Source organism: Marinobacter sp. HL-58 (assembly GCF_001314605.1).
Classification (GTDB): Bacteria; Pseudomonadota; Gammaproteobacteria; order Pseudomonadales; family Oleiphilaceae; genus Marinobacter.
Genome location: NZ_LIHP01000001.1, coordinates 205864 through 222983, shown reverse-complemented (window position 1 = coordinate 222983; position 17120 = coordinate 205864). Strand labels below are relative to the sequence as shown.

22 protein-coding genes and 1 other RNA gene are annotated in these 17120 nt (G+C 58.6%); 16 read left to right on the top strand and 7 right to left on the bottom strand.

Going from position 1 to position 17120, the window contains the following annotated elements:
• Positions 1-12 precede the first annotated feature (12 nt).
• The 6 genes from hisI (at position 13) to HLUCCO03_RS00995 (ending at position 3084) form a co-directional block, all read left to right on the top strand.
• Complete coding sequence (hisI, locus tag HLUCCO03_RS01020) at positions 13-450, top strand: phosphoribosyl-AMP cyclohydrolase (RefSeq protein WP_027829775.1); 438 nt, start codon at positions 13-15, stop codon at positions 448-450.
• The gene (locus HLUCCO03_RS01015) at positions 443-772 is read left to right on the top strand and encodes a phosphoribosyl-ATP diphosphatase (RefSeq protein WP_027829776.1); all 330 of its coding nucleotides are present in this window, start codon (positions 443-445) and stop codon (positions 770-772) included. The genes hisI and HLUCCO03_RS01015 overlap by 8 nt, the downstream gene beginning before the upstream one ends.
• A gap of 102 nt (positions 773-874) precedes the next feature.
• Positions 875-1111, top strand: a complete 237-nt coding sequence (gene tatA, locus HLUCCO03_RS01010) for a Sec-independent protein translocase subunit TatA (protein ID WP_027829777.1) — start codon at positions 875-877, stop codon at positions 1109-1111.
• 10 nt (positions 1112-1121) lie between these two features.
• Positions 1122-1577, top strand: coding sequence for a Sec-independent protein translocase protein TatB (gene tatB / locus HLUCCO03_RS01005; RefSeq protein ID WP_027829778.1), 456 nt, complete (start codon positions 1122-1124; stop codon positions 1575-1577).
• Complete coding sequence (gene tatC, locus HLUCCO03_RS01000; protein ID WP_027829779.1) at positions 1574-2368, top strand: twin-arginine translocase subunit TatC; 795 nt, start codon at positions 1574-1576, stop codon at positions 2366-2368. The genes tatB and tatC overlap by 4 nt, the downstream gene beginning before the upstream one ends.
• On the top strand, positions 2365-3084 hold the full coding sequence (locus tag HLUCCO03_RS00995; RefSeq protein WP_027829780.1) for a 16S rRNA (uracil(1498)-N(3))-methyltransferase: 720 nt from the start codon (positions 2365-2367) through the stop codon (positions 3082-3084). The genes tatC and HLUCCO03_RS00995 overlap by 4 nt, the downstream gene beginning before the upstream one ends.
• Here the strand turns inward: HLUCCO03_RS00995 and HLUCCO03_RS00990 are convergent.
• The 4 genes from HLUCCO03_RS00990 to HLUCCO03_RS00975 are packed head-to-tail and all read right to left on the bottom strand — an operon-like array spanning position 3081 to position 7523.
• On the bottom strand, positions 3081-4301 hold the full coding sequence (locus HLUCCO03_RS00990; protein ID WP_027829781.1) for a UbiH/UbiF/VisC/COQ6 family ubiquinone biosynthesis hydroxylase: 1221 nt from the start codon (positions 4299-4301) through the stop codon (positions 3081-3083). The two genes, HLUCCO03_RS00995 and HLUCCO03_RS00990, sit on opposite strands and share 4 nt — an antisense overlap.
• On the bottom strand, positions 4294-5574 hold the full coding sequence (ubiH, locus tag HLUCCO03_RS00985; protein WP_027829782.1) for a 2-octaprenyl-6-methoxyphenyl hydroxylase: 1281 nt from the start codon (positions 5572-5574) through the stop codon (positions 4294-4296). Before ubiH ends, HLUCCO03_RS00990 begins: the two co-directional genes overlap by 8 nt.
• Positions 5575-5576: 2 nt before the next feature.
• Entirely contained in the window at positions 5577-6899 is a 1323-nt protein-coding gene (gene pepP / locus HLUCCO03_RS00980; RefSeq protein ID WP_027829783.1) for a Xaa-Pro aminopeptidase, read from the bottom strand.
• 27 nt (positions 6900-6926) lie between these two features.
• On the bottom strand, positions 6927-7523 hold the full coding sequence (locus HLUCCO03_RS00975) for a UPF0149 family protein (protein WP_027829784.1): 597 nt from the start codon (positions 7521-7523) through the stop codon (positions 6927-6929).
• 140 nt (positions 7524-7663) lie between these two features.
• Here HLUCCO03_RS00975 and HLUCCO03_RS00970 point away from each other — a divergent pair, with 140 nt between their 5' ends.
• Positions 7664-8266 carry a DUF2796 domain-containing protein gene (locus HLUCCO03_RS00970; protein ID WP_027829785.1) on the top strand — a complete coding sequence of 201 codons (603 nt, stop codon included), beginning with the start codon at positions 7664-7666 and terminating at the stop codon, positions 8264-8266.
• Here the strand turns inward: HLUCCO03_RS00970 and HLUCCO03_RS00965 are convergent, their stop codons facing one another.
• Positions 8267-8680 carry a DUF3299 domain-containing protein gene (locus HLUCCO03_RS00965; protein ID WP_292016597.1) on the bottom strand — a complete coding sequence of 138 codons (414 nt, stop codon included), beginning with the start codon at positions 8678-8680 and terminating at the stop codon, positions 8267-8269.
• Between the two features lie 199 nt (positions 8681-8879).
• On the opposite strand from HLUCCO03_RS00965, the gene HLUCCO03_RS00960 reads away from it, so the two are divergent.
• The 6 genes from HLUCCO03_RS00960 to HLUCCO03_RS00935 all read left to right on the top strand — a co-directional run bounded on the left by HLUCCO03_RS00960 (position 8880) and on the right by HLUCCO03_RS00935 (position 12364).
• Positions 8880-9593 (top strand): ABC transporter ATP-binding protein, encoded by a 714-nt coding sequence (locus HLUCCO03_RS00960; RefSeq protein ID WP_027829787.1) that lies wholly within the window; start codon positions 8880-8882, stop codon positions 9591-9593.
• Complete coding sequence (locus tag HLUCCO03_RS00955) at positions 9590-10864, top strand: ABC transporter permease (RefSeq protein ID WP_027829788.1); 1275 nt, start codon at positions 9590-9592, stop codon at positions 10862-10864. The genes HLUCCO03_RS00960 and HLUCCO03_RS00955 overlap by 4 nt, the downstream gene beginning before the upstream one ends.
• 102 nt (positions 10865-10966) lie before the next feature.
• Positions 10967-11173, top strand: coding sequence for a TIGR02449 family protein (locus HLUCCO03_RS00950; protein WP_027829789.1), 207 nt, complete (start codon positions 10967-10969; stop codon positions 11171-11173).
• Complete coding sequence (locus HLUCCO03_RS00945) at positions 11173-11469, top strand: cell division protein ZapA (protein ID WP_027829790.1); 297 nt, start codon at positions 11173-11175, stop codon at positions 11467-11469. The genes HLUCCO03_RS00950 and HLUCCO03_RS00945 overlap by 1 nt, the downstream gene beginning before the upstream one ends.
• Before the next feature lie 64 nt (positions 11470-11533).
• A non-coding RNA gene (gene ssrS / locus HLUCCO03_RS00940) (6S RNA) lies at positions 11534-11713 on the top strand.
• A 3-nt stretch (positions 11714-11716) separates the two neighbouring features.
• Positions 11717-12364: a 5-formyltetrahydrofolate cyclo-ligase gene (locus HLUCCO03_RS00935; RefSeq protein WP_036197016.1), complete on the top strand. Its 648-nt coding sequence runs from the start codon at positions 11717-11719 to the stop codon at positions 12362-12364.
• 6 nt (positions 12365-12370) lie between these two features.
• On the opposite strand, the gene HLUCCO03_RS00930 is transcribed toward HLUCCO03_RS00935, so the two are convergent.
• On the bottom strand, positions 12371-12532 hold the full coding sequence (locus HLUCCO03_RS00930) for a hypothetical protein (protein ID WP_197025620.1): 162 nt from the start codon (positions 12530-12532) through the stop codon (positions 12371-12373).
• 192 nt (positions 12533-12724) lie between these two features.
• Positions 12725-14260, bottom strand: a complete 1536-nt coding sequence (gene ilvA / locus HLUCCO03_RS00925; RefSeq protein WP_027829792.1) for a threonine ammonia-lyase, biosynthetic — start codon at positions 14258-14260, stop codon at positions 12725-12727.
• A 141-nt stretch (positions 14261-14401) separates the two neighbouring features.
• Between ilvA and rpiA the strand changes: the two genes are divergently transcribed.
• The 3 genes from rpiA to ppa all read left to right on the top strand — a co-directional run bounded on the left by rpiA (position 14402) and on the right by ppa (position 17080).
• Positions 14402-15082, top strand: a complete 681-nt coding sequence (gene rpiA / locus HLUCCO03_RS00920; protein ID WP_027829793.1) for a ribose-5-phosphate isomerase RpiA — start codon at positions 14402-14404, stop codon at positions 15080-15082.
• Between the two features lie 236 nt (positions 15083-15318).
• The gene (locus HLUCCO03_RS00915; RefSeq protein WP_027829794.1) at positions 15319-16458 is read left to right on the top strand and encodes an acyl-CoA dehydrogenase family protein; all 1140 of its coding nucleotides are present in this window, start codon (positions 15319-15321) and stop codon (positions 16456-16458) included.
• A gap of 94 nt (positions 16459-16552) precedes the next feature.
• Complete coding sequence (gene ppa / locus HLUCCO03_RS00910; protein WP_027829795.1) at positions 16553-17080, top strand: inorganic diphosphatase; 528 nt, start codon at positions 16553-16555, stop codon at positions 17078-17080.
• Positions 17081-17120 lie beyond the last annotated feature (40 nt).

The window sequence follows — 17120 nt, the reverse complement described above, 5'->3', positions numbered from 1 at the left end:
GACGTCACACAGATGCAAGATTCAGAAACTACCGTCAGTACACCTGACTGGTTGAAAGAAATCCGCTGGAACGCGGAGGGATTGGTGCCCGCCATTGCCCAGGATGCCACCACCGGAGACATCCTGATGATGGCTTGGATGAATGCGGAGTCACTGCGGCTGACTGCCGAAGAGGGTCAGGCGGTGTACTGGTCCCGTTCGCGGGGCAAGCTGTGGCGCAAGGGAGAAACCTCCGGCCACCAGCAGGTGGTCACCGAAATCCGGCTGGACTGCGATGAAGACGTCATTCTTCTCAAAGTTGAGCAAAAAGGCGGTATCGCCTGTCATACCGGCCGTCGCAGCTGTTTCTATCGCAGGCTGGAAAATGGCGAGTGGGCCAGTGTGGACCCGGTGCTTCGAAATCCTGATGAAATCTACGGCAACAGACAGGGAGGTAACAGCCATGAGTGATATCCTGGAACAACTGGCCCAGGTGCTGGAAGCACGGAAGGACGCTGATCCCGAGACTTCCTACGTGGCCAGCCTGCATCAGAAGGGCCTGAACAAGATCCTGGAAAAAGTCGGGGAAGAATGTACCGAAACCCTGTTGGCCGCCAAGGACGCGGAGCATTCCGGCGAAACCCGGGACGTGGTCTACGAAACCGCTGATCTCTGGTTTCACAGCATGGTCATGCTGTCGCGCCTGGGCCTCGGGCCAAAAGACGTGATTGACGAACTGGCCAGCCGTTTTGACCTGTCAGGCCTTGAAGAAAAAGCCTCCCGGAACAAGTGAACGGTATTACCTCTTCAGCGTACCTCTGAAGAGGGTTTCCCGAACTCCCCCGATGTGGCGTACAATCAACCGTAACAGAAACATTGAAACGAGGGTCCCGGCATGGGCATCAGTATCTGGCAACTCCTAATCGTACTCGGCATTGTTATACTTTTGTTCGGAACCAAGAAACTCCGCAACATCGGTAGCGATCTGGGCGGCGCCATTCGCGGATTCAAGAAGTCCATGAACGAAGAAGATAAAAAAGACACAGACCCGGATGCTATTGAAGAGAATGCCGACGCCAAGGTCCACGAGACCGGCGCCGAAGAAAAGCCACGGGACAAGTCCCACAGCTGAGACCGGCTGAATGTTTGATATCGGCTTTCTCGAGCTGCTGATCTGCGGCATTATCGCGTTACTTGTTCTCGGCCCCGAGCGGTTGCCTACGGCCGCCCGGGCTGCCGGGCGGTGGATCGGTGGTGCCCGGCGCACGGTCAGTCAGTTCTCCTCGGAACTGGATCGCCAGCTCAAGGCGGAGGAGCTGCGCAAAGAACTGCGCAAGGCCGGCGATGTCGGCCTTGACGATGTGCAGAAGTCGGTCCGCGGCGCCCTGGATGAAGCCAAAAAATACGAACACCTGGTCCTGTCCGACGAAGAAAAGCCTAAACACCGGCCTGCACCCGCCACCCGGCGCGTCGCCGAGCAGGCAGAATCGAAGACTGCGCCAGAGAAAGACCCGACTTCCGCCAGTGGCTCTGATCATTCTTCCAGGGACGAAGATACCCCGAAACAACATGACAGCACGCCGGAACACCGTTCATGACCACCCAGCCAGACGGCAAGAACACGCAAGGTACCAATGAAACGCAACAGGAAATGCCGCTGATCGAGCATTTGCTGGAGCTTCGTAACCGGCTGCTGAAAATGGTACTGGCAGTGATCATCTGTTTTGCTGCCATCTACCCGTTTGCCAACGAGCTCTACCTGCTGATTTCACAACCCCTGCGAGACCTGCTGCCGGTCGGGCAGACCATGATCGCGACAGACATCACATCCCCCTTCTTCGCGCCGCTGAAGCTGGCACTGGTTCTGGCCGTCTTTGTGGCCATTCCGGTGATTCTCTACCAGCTCTGGAGCTTTATCGCACCGGGGCTGTATGCCCACGAGAAAAAACTGGCGTTTCCGCTGCTCTTTACTTCCATCATTCTGTTCTACCTGGGCGCGGCGTTTGCCTACTTCGTCGTATTCCCGCTGGTGTTCGGTTTCTTCACCGCGATCGGCCCGGAAGGTATTGTCGAGCTACCGGACATCAACAGTTACCTCAACTTCGTCCTGAAAATGTTCTTCGCCTTCGGCATTGCCTTCGAGATACCCATTGCCACAATCCTGCTGATTCTCACCGGAGCCACCACCCCTGAAGACCTTGCAGAAAAGCGACCCTATATTGTGGTGGGATGTTTCGTAATCGGCATGCTGCTGACTCCGCCGGACATCATTTCCCAGACCCTGCTGGCCGTGCCCATGTGGCTGTTGTTTGAACTGGGCATCCTGTTTGGCCGGCTGGCCCGACGCGAAGTAAAAGATCAGGACGCCACGGAAGCCTCCGGAGAATGAACCTGGCGTTACTGTTCGGGGAGGACTTTGTCTCTGCTGATCGCGCAACCCTGACCGGACGCCGGCTCGCCCATATGACCTCGGTACTGAAGGTTTCCGAGGGGGACCTGGTGCCGGTGGGACTGGTCAACGGCGATATCGGCACGGCCCGCGTGTTGCAACTCACCGACACCCGGGCGACGCTTCAGGTGGAGCTGGCCGAGCCCCCTCCCTCACCACTGCCACTGACGCTGGTTCTGGCCATGCCACGGCCGAAAATGTTCCGCCGGGTGCTGCAGACCTGCGCCACTCTCGGCGTCAAGGACATCTGGCTGATCAACAGCTACAAGGTGGAGAAAAGCTTCTGGCAGACGCCCTGGCTGTCTGACGACCATCTGCGGGAAAACCTGGTACTGGGCCTGGAGCAGGCCCGGGATACCGTCATGCCCCGGGTACAGATCCGCAAGCTGTTCAAACCGTTTGTGGAAGATGAACTGCCGGCACTGCTGGAGAACACCCGTGCGCTGGTTGCACATCCCGGTACCGAGTCACCCTGCCCGGTTCATATCAGCGAGCCGGCAACCCTCTGCATCGGCCCCGAGGGCGGATTTATACCCTACGAGGTGGACAAGCTGGTTGAGGCCGGCTGTGAGGCCGTGCACCTCGGCAACCGTATCCTGAAGGTGGAAACAGCCGTACCGGTACTGGTCAGCCGCCTGTTTGATGCCTGCCGTTAATCCAGCCCCATCGCTTCAGCAGCAATGCGGTTCTTGACAGGACCAAGCTGGTTCAGCCAGCGCATTCCGGTATTGCGCAGCCAGCGCACCGTCAGCTCATCCCGGGCAAACAGCTGCTTGAATCCTTCCATGGCAGCCATCATGGCGAGATTCTCCCCCTTGCGGCGGCGCTGGTAACGCGCCAGAACCAGCTCATTATCGGGATCGGTGCCCGACTTTCTGGCCCGGGAAAGCTCGTCCAGTAATGCCCTGACATCACCGTAACCCAGATTGGCACCCTGCCCCGCAAGGGGATGAATGGTATGGGCCGCATCGCCCACCAGTGCAAAGCCGCCGGCTATGTAATCCTTGGCATGGCGCTGGCGCAACGGGAAGGCGTATCGGCGCGAGACGACTTTCACCGCGCCCAGTTCACGCTCAATCGCGCTTTCCAGCTCCGCCCTGAAGGCATCGTCATTCAGGGCCATCAGCCGGCGTGCCTCTTCAGTATCCTGGGACCATACGATCGAGCAGTAGTGCTCGTTACCTGCCTCCGTCAACAGCGGCAGGAATGCCAGAGGGCCCGCGGGGGAAAATCGCTGCCAGGCGGTGAAACGATGACTCTGGGTGGTTCGCACCGTGCAAACAATCGCCTGCTGATCATAATCCCATTCGCGGGTTGGTAACCCCACCCACTGTCGCAGACGGGAATGGGCGCCATCGGCGGCCACCACAAGCTTTGCCGCCAGTGTTCTGCCGTCCTCAAGACGGATACCACGCTGGCTCCCGTCCTGCCACCAGCCAGTGACCTTCACACCATCAACCAGATCGACGCTACTCTGTGCCAGCGCCGCGAACAGTGCCTGTACAGTCCGGCGGTTCTCGATGATGGTGCCCAGCGCTGGCGCCCGTAACTCGGCTGCCTCAAACTGGATGCGGCCGGTGCCGTCGCCGTCCCATACCGTCATGGTCTGATAGGGGCAGTGGCGACCGGCCGCGATATCCGGCCATACGCCCAGCTCTTCAAGCAAGCGCTGACTGGCGACGGAAATGGCGCTCACACGGGGATCAAAATCGTCCACCCCGGAAACCTCCCCCGGAGCCTGCAGCAGGGCCTTGCGGTCACTGCCTTCCACCAGCCCGACGTGCCAGCCCTGCTGTGAGAGCCCCAGGGCCAGGGCGGACCCCACCATGCCGCCACCAACCACCAGAATGTCAAAATATGCCCGTTCATTCATGGTTTCTGCGTTCCGTATAAGCCGCGCCGGGAGCCCGGATGTCGGCCCGGCGACCACCCATGCCCATGGCCCGGCGGGCAAACCAGCGCTTGGCGCCCGGCAGCAGATCCAGCCCCATCAGGCCGGCATCGCGGGCGGTAGTCACCAGAGGCAGGTGAGTGCCGAAAAGCTGTATCAGGGAATCGGAAAAGCGCACGGTTTGCTGCCAGTCCTGGCGATGGCGCGCCTGGTACTGTTTCAGCACCTGCAGGCTACCCAGCGGTTGTTCCTGTTCGGTTGCCACCCGCAGCTGCTCCACCAGGGCCATCAGCCCCCGCAGCGCCAGGTTGAAGCCCTGGCCGGCCACCGGATGCAGGGTGTGGGCGGCATTACCCACCAGCACGACCCCGGGGCGGACAGACTCGTCCACGGTTTTGAGGGTCAGCGGGTAATGACTGCACTCGCCTATACGGGTGAAGCGCCCCAGCCGCCAGCCAAACCGTTGCTGCAGGCGCTGGCATTTGTCCTCGTCGCTGAGAGCCAGAAGCCCGTCAAGGGCACTGCTGTCCAGCGTCCATACCAGGGCAGCGGTATTCCCTGCACGATTGGGCGAACCATGGGGCAGAAGCGCCATCGGGCCTGCATCGGTGAAGCGTTCGTAGGCGGTAAAGTTGTGACTGTTGGCGGTAGACACATTGGCGATCAGGGCATGCTGGTCGTAAGCCTGTTCGTCCACCCGGAAACCCAGCTTTTCCCTCAGCCCGGAGCGCCCCCCATCGGCGACCACCAGGCACTGAGCGCTCAGCTTTCGTTCATTACCGTTCGAACCGAGGGTCACCTGTACGCCTCCCTGCAGAGGCTGCATGTCCGTCACTTCCGCAGGGGCTTCCCAGTTCACCCTCGTCTGCAACAATTCCCGCATCAGGCACAAACCCATCCATCGGTTGTCCGCCACGTACCCGAGGGCTTCCTGCCGATGGTCAGACGCGTTCAGGCGGGTGGCGCCAAAATGGCCACGATCCGACACATGAATGTGGCGGATCGGTGTGGCATGTTCTGACAGCCGCTGCCACAGGCCCAGTTCCTCGAAAATCAGTCGTGACCCCCAGGCCAGTGCCGTGGAGCGGGCATCGTAACTGGGCTGATAGCTGTCCGGCAGGGCATCCGGAGACAAGGGGAAAGCCTCGACTACCGTTACCCGCAATTGTGGCAGGGTTCGGGCCAGCGCCAGCGCAAGAGTAGCGCCGGCCAGACCACCGCCGGCAATGATGATATCGGTATCGTGCTGGTTCACGGTCAGTCTGCCATCAGGGCTTCAATTTCAGGAATGGTCTTGGGAACGGCATCGGTCAGTACCCGGCAGCCTTCCTTTGTGACCACCACATCGTCTTCAATACGAATGCCGATACCACGCCACTTTTCATCCACATCGGTGTTGTCAGGGGCCACGTACAGCCCCGGCTCAACCGTCAGAGCCATGCCCGGCTCAAGCTGCCGCCAGGCGTCGCCCACCTTGTAATCACCCACATCGTGTACATCCATTCCCAGCCAGTGGCCGGTGCGGTGCATGAAGAAAGGTTTGAATGCCTGGTCCTCAATGGCCTGTTCCACGGTGGTGTTCTTGAGCAGGCCAAGATCAATCAGCCCCTGGGTGAGCACTTTCAGGGCCGCCTGGTGGGGATGATCCCAGTGGTTGCCCGGGCGCACTTCCTCGATAGCGGCGTACTGTGCCGCCAGCACCACTTCGTACAGGGCCCGCTGCTGGTCACTGAATCTGCCACTGACCGGGAAGGTGCGGGTGATATCAGAGGCGTAGCACTCCAGCTCACAGCCGGCGTCGATCAGGACCAGGTCACCGTCCTTCAGCGGGGCGCTGTTTTCGATGTAGTGCAGGATGCAGGCATTCTGGCCGCTGCCGACGATGGACGGGTAGGCCGTGGAACGGGCTCCGTTTTCCATGAAGGTGTGAATCAGTTCAGCCTCAAGGTTGTACTCGTAGCCACCCTTGCGGGCGCGCTTCATGGCCCGCTTGTGGGCCTCGCAACTGATTTCGCCGGCTTTGGCCATTACCTTGATTTCCGCGGCGCTCTTGTAGAGCCGCAAGTCGTGCAGCAGGTGTTCCAGGGCAACAAATTCACCGGGAGGATGGGCACCGGAGCGCACCTTGCTGCGGATGACCTTGACCCAGTCCATGACCTTGGCATCGAAATTGTGGTCCTTGCCCAGCGGGTAATATACCCGGCTGCGACCCTCGATCATGCCCGGCAGGATGTCGTCGATATCGGAAATGGGGAAGGCATCGTCCAGGCCAAAATGTTCAATAGCCCCTTCCGGACCTGCCAGGAATCCGTCCCACAGCTCTTTCTCAGGATTCCGCTCCTTGCAGAACAATACTGACTCACCATGCTCCCGGCCGGGAATCAGTACCACGACCGCATCCGGCTCATCGAAACCGGTCAGGTAATGGAAATCACTGTCCTGACGGAACGGATGCAGTACGTCCCGGTTACGCACCCGCTCGGGGGCCGCGGGCAGAATCGCAATACTGTCAGGCGCCATCCGTTCCATCAACCGGCGGCGGCGATCATTGAATTCCTTAACGGATATCAGAGAGGCCATGGTATCTCCCAGGTTTCGTAGGGTTGCTCAGTGCAGCGTCGGTGCTTCAGGTGACGGTTTTTCTGGCGGGTTGAACTCGGTAAACACCGCAAGCGCACCCAGCCGCACATACTCCACAATTTCCATCAGTTGCTGTTCGCTCTCTTCATCGGGTTCGTCGTCGTCAGCCACCTGGCTGATGGCCACCAGGTCTTCAATGAGTTCGCGAATTTCATCCGGCGCTTCGCCCAGGGATTCGCCGGCAGACAGCGCCATCCCCTCCAGGAATCCCCGTACCCAGGAAGTCAGGGCTTCCAGGCGCTGTTCGATGGCATAGTCATCATCCGGCAACAGGGGCTGAAAGCTCATATCAGTGGCTTTCATAAGCTCCAGTGTCTGGTCATAGGCCGACGCCATGAATTCCCTGAGTTCGTCTGATTCCTCGGTAGCCGTTGGCGGAAGCCCCATGTGCTCACAGACCATTGCCAGCCAATCCCCTTCCTGTATACGCGAGCCGGCTGCCAGTCGGCCACAAAGGGCACCGTGAAGTTCCGAAGGGTGGCTGAAGGCCTTGTGGGCAGTGAATACATTTGCCCAGCGCTCAAAGGCAACAGCGCGGGCGTTGGAGGTGTCGGTTTCGGACATGAAACGGGACGATCCTGTGTGAATGAGTTAAGGCTCTATCCTAGCATTCAGCTCCGGTTAAGGCACTTGCCCTCTTGATTCCCGGCGGGGAAAGAGTAAATTATGTTATAACATATCAAACCAGACGAGAGCACCCGACCATGCCCCTGCATCAACCTATCCGCAGCACGCGCCGGACCAGCCGCCAGCAGTCCTTTCTGGCACTGGGTTCCCTGCTGGCCCTGACGGCCACACCGTTGATGGCGGCCGAAAATCCCGGCGCCCACGAACACGGCAGCGCTGTCCTGCAAATGGCAGTGGAAGAGAATCGCATTGACCTGATGTTCACCTCACCCGCCTACAATCTGGCCGGGTTCGAACACGAAGCCCGCACGGATGAACAGAAAGCCCGGCTGGAGGAGGTCCGGCAGTGGCTGGAAACCACGGCCCTGGTGGATACAGATTCCCGTGGCTGCCGCGTGACAGCGGCCAGTGTTCAGTTGGGTGAGGAGATGGAAGATCATCATGATCACCATGACGACCATCACGGGCACGAGGATGACCACGAAGAAGCCACTCACCGGGAATACGACGTATCCCAGCAACTGGAATGTGAGGGCATGGAGGCAAGCCAGGAACTGGAATCGGCCCTGATGGACAGGTTCGAAGACCTGGAAGAACTCACCATCGAATGGGTGTCGCCTTCCGGGCAGGGCAGTGCCCGGCTGACATCATCCAACCGGGCGTTCACCATCAATAACTGATCAGTAGACTTGCTCTCCCTCGTAGGGCGTCACGTTTTCAGCTGAGATGGAGTAGGAGGATGAGGCTACGTCGTTCTCGGTTCGCTCGATTTTGAGCTCCCCTTCGATCCAGACCGGTTCGTACAACGCCTCCAGCTCGAATCCTTCCTCATACTTAACGTGAATGATCTGGTTCGGCGGTGGTGGCGGCACATGAATACAGGCGCCATAGTAGGGCACCAGGAAAAACTCGACAATGCGCATATCGTCCGTCGTTTTCAGAGGCACCACGAACCCCGGTATACGCCCGGAACGGCCATCCATCTCGTCAACGGTCCTACCGGTCATGATTTCATCCGGCAGGGCGGCCGGCCCATCTCCTTCGTGGGTCACTTCTGGCATACTCTCAAGCAGATTGAGATCCTCGGCAGGCATCAGTTCCAGCCAGTCAATCTCTTGCGCGGTGTCTTTTGCGTTGGCAGCGGTAATAACGCTCAGCAACGCCGCAAGAACCAGAGCCGACACAGGAATCGGGAACCGCGTACGCAGTGTTCTGAATTCCAGGGGTTGAAACATAGAATGAAGTACTCCTTTGACAATTCGGGAATCATACACCGGAAAACAGATGCCTGACATGACCAGCCAGACAGATTCGCCAGTCGATAGTTCCGTCATCCCCCGGGAGGCTCTTCGGGTCAGCAACGTGGAATTTCGCTGGGACCAGACCCGGGCCCCGATTGCCTACCCGGAAATCATGCTCAACACCGGCGAGCACCTGTTCCTGAGGGGCCCCAGTGGCAGTGGCAAAAGCACGCTGCTGAGCCTGCTGGGCGGCCTGATTCTGCCCGATACCGGCACCCTCAGCCTGCTGGGCACCGATCTGGCCAGCCTGACCAGTGGCCAGCGGGACCGGTTCAGAGCAGACCACATGGGGGTTATTTTCCAGCAGTTCAATCTGGTGCCATACCTGTCGACCCTCGAAAACGTCATGCTTCCGTGCCGGTTGTCCCGCAAACGGCGGGCGCGGGCACTGCCGACACCGGAGCAAGAGGCCGAGTCACTTCTCACCGCCCTGGGCATTGCTCCTGACCACTGGCACCGGCGGGTGACCGGGCTGAGCGTCGGCCAGCAACAACGGGTGGCCGCAGCGCGGGCACTGACCGGCGGCCCGGAACTAATCCTGGCAGACGAACCCACTTCCGCCCTGGACAGCGACAACCGCGACCGCTTCATTGAACTGCTGCTGGGGCTGGCAGCTGAAAAACACACTTCGGTGGTTTTCGTCAGCCACGACCAGAGCCTGGCTGGACGCTTCGACCGCCAGCTGGCCCTGGAGGTGAAGCCATGAATATCCGCCTGGCAGTTTCGCTGGCAATATCAAGCCTCTGGTACCGCCGCAAGGTGCTGGCACTGGTGACACTGACACTGACACTGAGCATTACCCTGTTACTGGGGGTCCAGTACCTTCGAACCGAGGTAAAACAGTCTTTCACCAACACCATATCCGGCACCGACCTCATCGTCGGAGCCCGCAGCGGTCAGCTCAACCTGCTGCTTTACACCATTTTCCATATCGGTGACGCCACCAATAACATTCGCTGGAGCACCTACCAAAATTTACAGGATGACGAACGGATCGACTGGCTGGTACCCATTTCCCTGGGGGACAGTTACCGGGGCCACCGGGTGGTGGGAACCAATGAGCAGTTTCCTGAACATTTCCGCTACGGCCGCGACCAGAAACCCGAACTGGCCGAGGGGGAGTGGTTCGGCGATGTTTTCGAGGTGGTTCTGGGGGCCGAGGTGGCCCGCAGTCACAACCACCAGTTGGGTGATGACATTATCCTCTCCCACGGTGGCGGCAAGACCAGCTTCTCCAACCACAAGGACACGCCGTTCACCGTCAGCGGCATACTGGCTCCCACCGGCACACCAGTGGACCAGGCTGTTTACGTCAGCCTTGAGGGTCTGGAGGCCATCCACATCGGCTGGGAATCCGGCGTCGCCATACCCGGGCGCACCGTAAGCCCGGAGCAGGCCCGCGAAAGGGACCTGACACCGGACGCCATTACCGCGGCACTGGTGGGTATCGAACGCAAGGTCATGACCTTCCAGGTGCAGCGTCAGATCAACGAATCCCGGGAAGAACCCCTCTCTGCCATCCTGCCGGGGGTAGCGCTCAGTGAGCTGTGGCGCATCATGGGGCAGTTCGAGAACGCCCTGCTGGGCATCACCGGCTTTGTGGTCGTCACCAGCCTGATCGGGCTGATTGCCGTACTGCTGACCCTGCAGATGCAGCGCCGGCAGGAAATCGCGATACTGCGTGCCACCGGCGCATCGCCACTGCTGATCGCTGCCCTCCAGGTGATTGAATGTGTGGCGCTGGCCGTGGCAGCCTGCGTGCTTGCGGTTATCATCGGCGCTGCCGGTATTTCCGGGCTCAGCCCCTGGTTGCTGCAAACCTGGGGCATACAGATTGGCCTGCGGCCCCTGAACGGGATGGAATGGCTGATTATTGCCAGCGTACCCATTGCGGCATTCCTGGTGGGGCTGCTGCCGGCGCTTCTGGCCTGGCGAGGCAGCCGCAGGCAAGGGCTGGGGCATGTACTTCCGGAGTGACGGCCGTCACGCAACACCGGCCATGACATCCCTGTAAATTGACCAGCTTGCGGTCCACACTTATAGTTAGTTCACTTCTTTGATACAGGCGTTGGACGACTCATGGAACAGTCCGAACTACAGGCATTGGCGGACAAACTCGACAGGCTGATCGACCACTGTCGCAAACTGGAACGTGACAACGCGATGCTGCGCGAGCTGCAGGACGAATGGAACCGCGAGCGGTCGCAGCTCATGCACAAGAATGATCTTGCCAAAAACAAGATCGAAGCCATGATAGGACGCCTTCGGGCCCTGGAGCACCACTGATGCCAAAGCAGCCGACAACCGTCGAAGTAAAGATTCTCGACAAGGAATACCTGGTCGCCTGCCCCGAAGAAGAGCAGGACGCCCTGCTGCAGGCTGCCAGGCACCTGGATACCAAAATGCGTGAGATCCGGTCCAGCGGCAAGGTCTTCGGTACCGAGCGCATTGCGGTGATGGCCGCCCTCAACATCACCCACGATCTGCTGGAACGGGATACCATGTCCAGCGCAGCCAGCTCTATCCTTAACGCCATGGATGAGAAACTGGATACCGCATTGGGTGGCTCTTCCGGTAACTGAAGCTTACACAGGAATTCGATTCAGGTGTTGCAATCAGCCCCGCCAATGCCCGTATAATGAGAACAACTTCCTGGGCTGTTCGCTGGTCGGATTCGTCCTCGAGCCGATGCGCACTACCCAGGTGGCTACTCCAGGGCATTGTGAGCACGTCCCCTCACGGGGAAAGCCTAATATGTCACAGCGGCCACCGACCTTGAACTTTGGGTTCAAGGGCCACATCCGATAACGGCAGCCCGGGAAGCTTATTTTGACCAACGTTATCTCCCCCCAGCCTTTTGAAGACCACCCTGTTTCACAATCCCGCAGTAAACTTCGCAAGGCCCTCCGGCATAAACGCAACGCCCTGTCCGTGGAAGAACAACAGTTGGCCGCCGACCAGTTGGCACTGAACCTGTTGCGACATCCCGACCTGTACCGGGCCCGCCATGTGGCCATCTACCTGCCCAACGACGGCGAAATCGACCCCCGGACCTACGCCCATATCGCACGCCGGCGCGGAATGCATTTTTATCTGCCGGTGCTGCATCCGGTACATCAGGGCAGGCTGGTATTCAGCCGCTTCACTGACGACACCAGGCTGAAAGCCAATCGTTTCGGCATTCCCGAACCCTCTTTCCATAAGGGGCTCAGGCGCCCGCCATGGGCTCTGGACGCAGTGCTGTTTCCGTTGGTAGGTTTTGACGAATTCGGTGGCAGGCTTGGAATGGGCGGCGGATTCTACGATCGCACGTTTGCCTTTACCCGGATCAGGCCGAGGCTGGCGCCCAAGTTGATCGGCCTTGCCCATGAGTGCCAGAAGGTATCAGAATTGCCGCTGGAGCCCTGGGATATTCCCCTCCACAGCGTTGTGACGGACCGGGGATACTACCGGGTAAAAACAGGAAGACAGGTTTGAAGCGGTTCAGTCCCGAACCGAGGGAACCATGACGGTTTCATTACCCGGCGCACTGGACCTGGCAGCAGGCTCATCCTCGGAAGCCTGAAGCGACGTAATACCTGTAATAACAAGACCAACGGCGAATATAAGCACAACCGCCCGGATAATGTCAGGCTTGCGACCCATGGTGGGATTCTCCAGTATCCGAAAGAGTAAAGTCGATCCAAATCAGGAAGCTATTCTTGTTATCAAGAATCAGACGAAAGACTAACAGCTATCTGCCTTTTTACAATTTTTGACAGATTAATTTTCTGTAATCTCCTGTGAATTTTCTGAACCGAGGAGGAAGGGGCCTTCCTCCTTGATTCCTGCACCAGACTACGAGGGCTGGTTGTTCCCAGCTCCAAGGAACAACTGATAGGCCTCGTTATCAGTCATGTTTTCGTAGCGGAAACCCACCTTGTCGAGCATCTTTTCAAAGTCCTCCACTTCGTCATCTTCCACCTGGGCTCCGAGCAGAACCCGACTGTAAGCCGCACCGTGGTTGCGGTAGTGGAACATGGAGATGTTCCAGCGGGTGCCCAGTGACATCAGGAACTTCAACAGCGCACCGGGGCGCTCCGGGAACTCGAACTGGAACACCTTTTCGTTGGTGATAGAGGGAGCATGGCCACCCACCATGTGGCGGATGTGCTGTTTGGCAAGATCGCTGTCGGTCAGGTCGACCACACCATAGCCGGTTTCACGCAACTCCTGCACCAGATCTTCACGGCCATGGCCGCCGGCCTGGATCTGGATGCCAACGAAGATAGTGGCATTGGTGGCGTCGGCGTAACGGTAATTGAACTCGGTGATGCTGCGCTTGTGCAGGGCATTGATAAAGGTCTTGAAGGCCCCCGGCTTCTCGGGGATGGTAACCGCCAGGATGGCCTCGCGCTTCTCGCCAATCTCCGTGCGCTCGGAAATGTAGCGCAGACGATCGAAATTCATGTTGGCACCGCTGAGGGTGGCAATCAGGTTTTCGTTCTCGATCTGTTCCCGCTCAATGTACTTCTTGATACCCGCCACGCCCAGGGCACCGGCCGGCTCGGCGATGGAACGGGTGTCCTCGAAAACATCCTTGATAGCGGCACAGATTTCGTCGGTGGAAACGGTGATCACCTCATCCACGTGATCCTTGCAGATCTCCCAGGGGTACTTGCCAATCTGCTTGACGGCAACGCCGTCGGCGAAGATACCCACTTCATCCAGTACGACGCGCTTGCCGGCCTTCAGGGCGGCCTGCAGGCAGTTGGAGTCTTCCGGCTCCACGCCGATCACCTTGATTTCCGGACGCAGGTACTTGATGTAGGCCGCCATGCCGGCAATCAGCCCGCCCCCGCCAACACAGATGAAAATCGCGTGGATCGGCTTGCTGAACTGCCACATGATCTCCATGGCCACTGTGCCCTGCCCGGCAATCACATCCGGGTCGTCGTAGGGAGGGATATAGGTGTAACCGTGTTTCTGGATCAGCTCCTGGGCATGGGCGGCCGCTTCGTCAAAGGCATCCCCCTTGAGAACCACTTTGGCACCGTGGTCCCGCACCGAGCGCACCTTGATCTCGGGTGTGGTCTGGGGCATCACGATGACCGCCTTGATGCCGAGTTTTTTGGCGGCCAGGGCGACACCCTGGGCATGGTTGCCGGCGGAGGCGCAAATCACGCCCCTGGCTTTCTGCTCTTCGGACAGTTGTGCAATCCGGTTGTAGGCGCCACGAATCTTGAAAGAAAACACCGGCTGAAGGTCTTCACGCTTGAGCATAATGTTGTTGCCAAAGCGCTTGGACAGGCTGCGGGCCTCGGTCAGCGGGGTCTCGATGGCCACATCGTAGACACGGGCATCAAGGATTTTCTTTATGTAGCGTTGCGGCATGGTTCCATCCGGAGGTTGATGTTTTGTCGGAAAAACGCACAGTGTAGAAACTTTGCCTGGGTTCCGTCTATAAGCAGGTACCCGGGAAGCGCTATAATGGCGGCCACTGTGACCATTTTCCGCAAAACCGGAGCTCCTTCGATGAATCAGGACGAACTGAAAAAAGCCGTCGCCCAGGCCGCACTGGACTATATCAGGCCCCATCTGGACCAGGACAGCATTATTGGCGTGGGTACCGGCAGCACCGCCAACTGCTTTATCGACCTGCTGGCCAGTGTGCGCAATGATTTCGATGGTGCTGTTGCCAGTTCCGATGCCACAGCCGAGCGGCTGAAGAGTCACGACATTCCGGTGTACGACCTGAACAGTGCTGCGCCGCTCGAGTTTTATGTGGATGGTGCCGATGAAACCAACGAGCACCTGGAGCTCATCAAGGGCGGCGGTGGCGCTCTCACCCGCGAGAAAATTGTGGCGGCGGTTTCCAAAACGTTTATCTGTATTGCTGACGAGTCCAAGAAGGTGGACATTCTGGGGGATTTTCCACTGCCGGTGGAAGTTGTGCCCATGGCTCGCAGTTATGTAGGCCGTGAAATTGTGAAACTGGGGGGCGACCCGGTTTATCGCGAGGGTTTTATCACGGATAACGGCAATATCATCATTGATATCCATAACCTGGATATTTCCCGGCCGATCCAGGTGGAAGAGAAGCTGAACAACATTGTGGGCATTGTGACGAACGGGCTGTTTGCCCGTCGGCCTGCGGATTTGTTGTTGCTCGGTACCGCGGATGGGGTCAAGAGCATTTCCCGTAAGGACAGCTGACCTTCTGGGAGGATCTTGAGCTCCGAGAAAGCCGCGAAGAGGCAGGGCTGTCAGGGGCACGCTGTAAATACGTCCATGTACGCTCGACAAAAACATCCATGTTTTTGACGTCCCCTGACAGCCCTGCCTCTCCGCAGCCCAAACTCTTTTCGGGCCTTCCAATTACCAAGCGCTTGCTTGGTTTTTCAATATGAGTGAGACTGCTTCCAATGATTTCCGATCATAGGGAGCTTACCGTGTCCGATTATTTCAACGATACCCATGAGCAGGTTCGTCAGAGTGCCCGCAAATTCATTGCCACGCACGTTCTGCCTTACATAGACGACTGGGAGGAAGCCGGCGAATTTCCCCGGGAACTCTACAAAAAAGCCGGGGATGCGGGGATTCTCGGGGTTGGGTTCCCGGAGAGTCTGGGCGGTGTTGGAGAGGGTGACATCTTTATGAAGGTCGCTGTCTCTGAAGAACTGATGCGCTCCACCTCCGGCGGGCTGGTGGCGGGGCTTGGTTCGCTGGATATCGGCCTGCCGCCGGTGGCGAAATGGGCGCGGCCGGAGGTGAAGGAAGCCATTGTTCCGCCGGTGCTGCGCGGCGAGAAGATTGCAGCACTGGCGGTCACCGAACCGGGTGGTGGTTCTGATGTGGCCAATATCAAGACACGGGCAGTCAGGGACGGCGACCATTACATTGTCAACGGCAGCAAGACGTTCATCACCAGTGGCATGCGCGCCGATCACTACACGGTTGCCGTGCGCACCGGTGGCGAGGGGCATGGTGGCGTCAGCCTGTTGTTGATCGACCGGGACATGCCCGGCTTTTCCACCGGCAAGAAGCTGAAGAAAATGGGCTGGTGGGCGAGTGATACCGCGGAGCTGTTCTTCGAAGACTGCCGGGTGCCCGCCAACCGCCTGATCGGCGCTGAAAACGCCGGCTTTATTGCCATCATGAGCAACTTCCTGTTCGAGCGTCTGAGCCTGTCGATCATGGCCTACATGACTGCTGAAATTGCACTGGAAGCCTCCATGGCCTGGGCCGGGCAGCGGGAAGCCTTTGGCAGGCCTGTAAAGGGATTCCAGGTGACACGCCATAAACTTGTGGATATGGCTACCCAGGTGGACGTGGCGAGGGAATACACCTACCGCTGTGCGGCGCTGATGCAGGCGGGCAAGAACCCGATCAAGCAAGTCGCGATGGCCAAGAACTTTGCTGTTGAGGTATGCGAGAAAGTCACCCGCGAGGCCGTCCAGATTCATGGTGGTATGGGTTATATGCGGGAGTCGGTGGTGGAGCGGCTGTACCGGGATGCGAAGATCCTTTCGATTGGTGGTGGTACGGACGAGATCATGAAAGAGTTGATTGCCAAGCAGATGCGGTTGTAACGAGACCAACGTTTAGTTTCGATCCGCACTATTGTGCCGTATAATTGCGCCCACTTTTTAAACGCAGTTAAACGCACTTCAGAAAGGATCGCTCATGAACTTCGATAACATCCCGAGTGGCAAGAATCCGCCAGAAGACATCTACGTTGCCATCGAAATCCCGGCCAACAGCTCCCCCGTCAAGTACGAGCTGGACAAGGACATGGGCGCCCTGATGGTTGACCGCTTCATGGCGACTCCCATGTTCTACCCGGCCAACTACGGCTTCATTCCCCACACCCTGGCTGACGACGGCGACCCGATCGACGTGCTGGTTGTGACCCCTTACCCGGTTCAGGCCGGTTCTGTTATCCGCTGTCGCCCGGTTGGCGTGCTGAACATGGAAGACGAAGCCGGTGGTGACGCCAAACTGGTTGCCGTTCCCCATGACAAGCTCACCACCTCCTACCACAATGTGCACGAAATTGACGATCTGCCGGAACTTCTCCTCGGCCAGATCCATCACTTCTTCGAGAACTACAAAACTCTCGAACCGGGCAAATGGGTCAAGGTTCAGGGCTGGGGCAATGCCGCAGAAGCAAAGAAGGCCATTGAAGACGCTGTAAACGCCTACAAGGGCTGAGACCAGCACTTTCAGGCGAACCAAAAAAAACCGGGCTTCA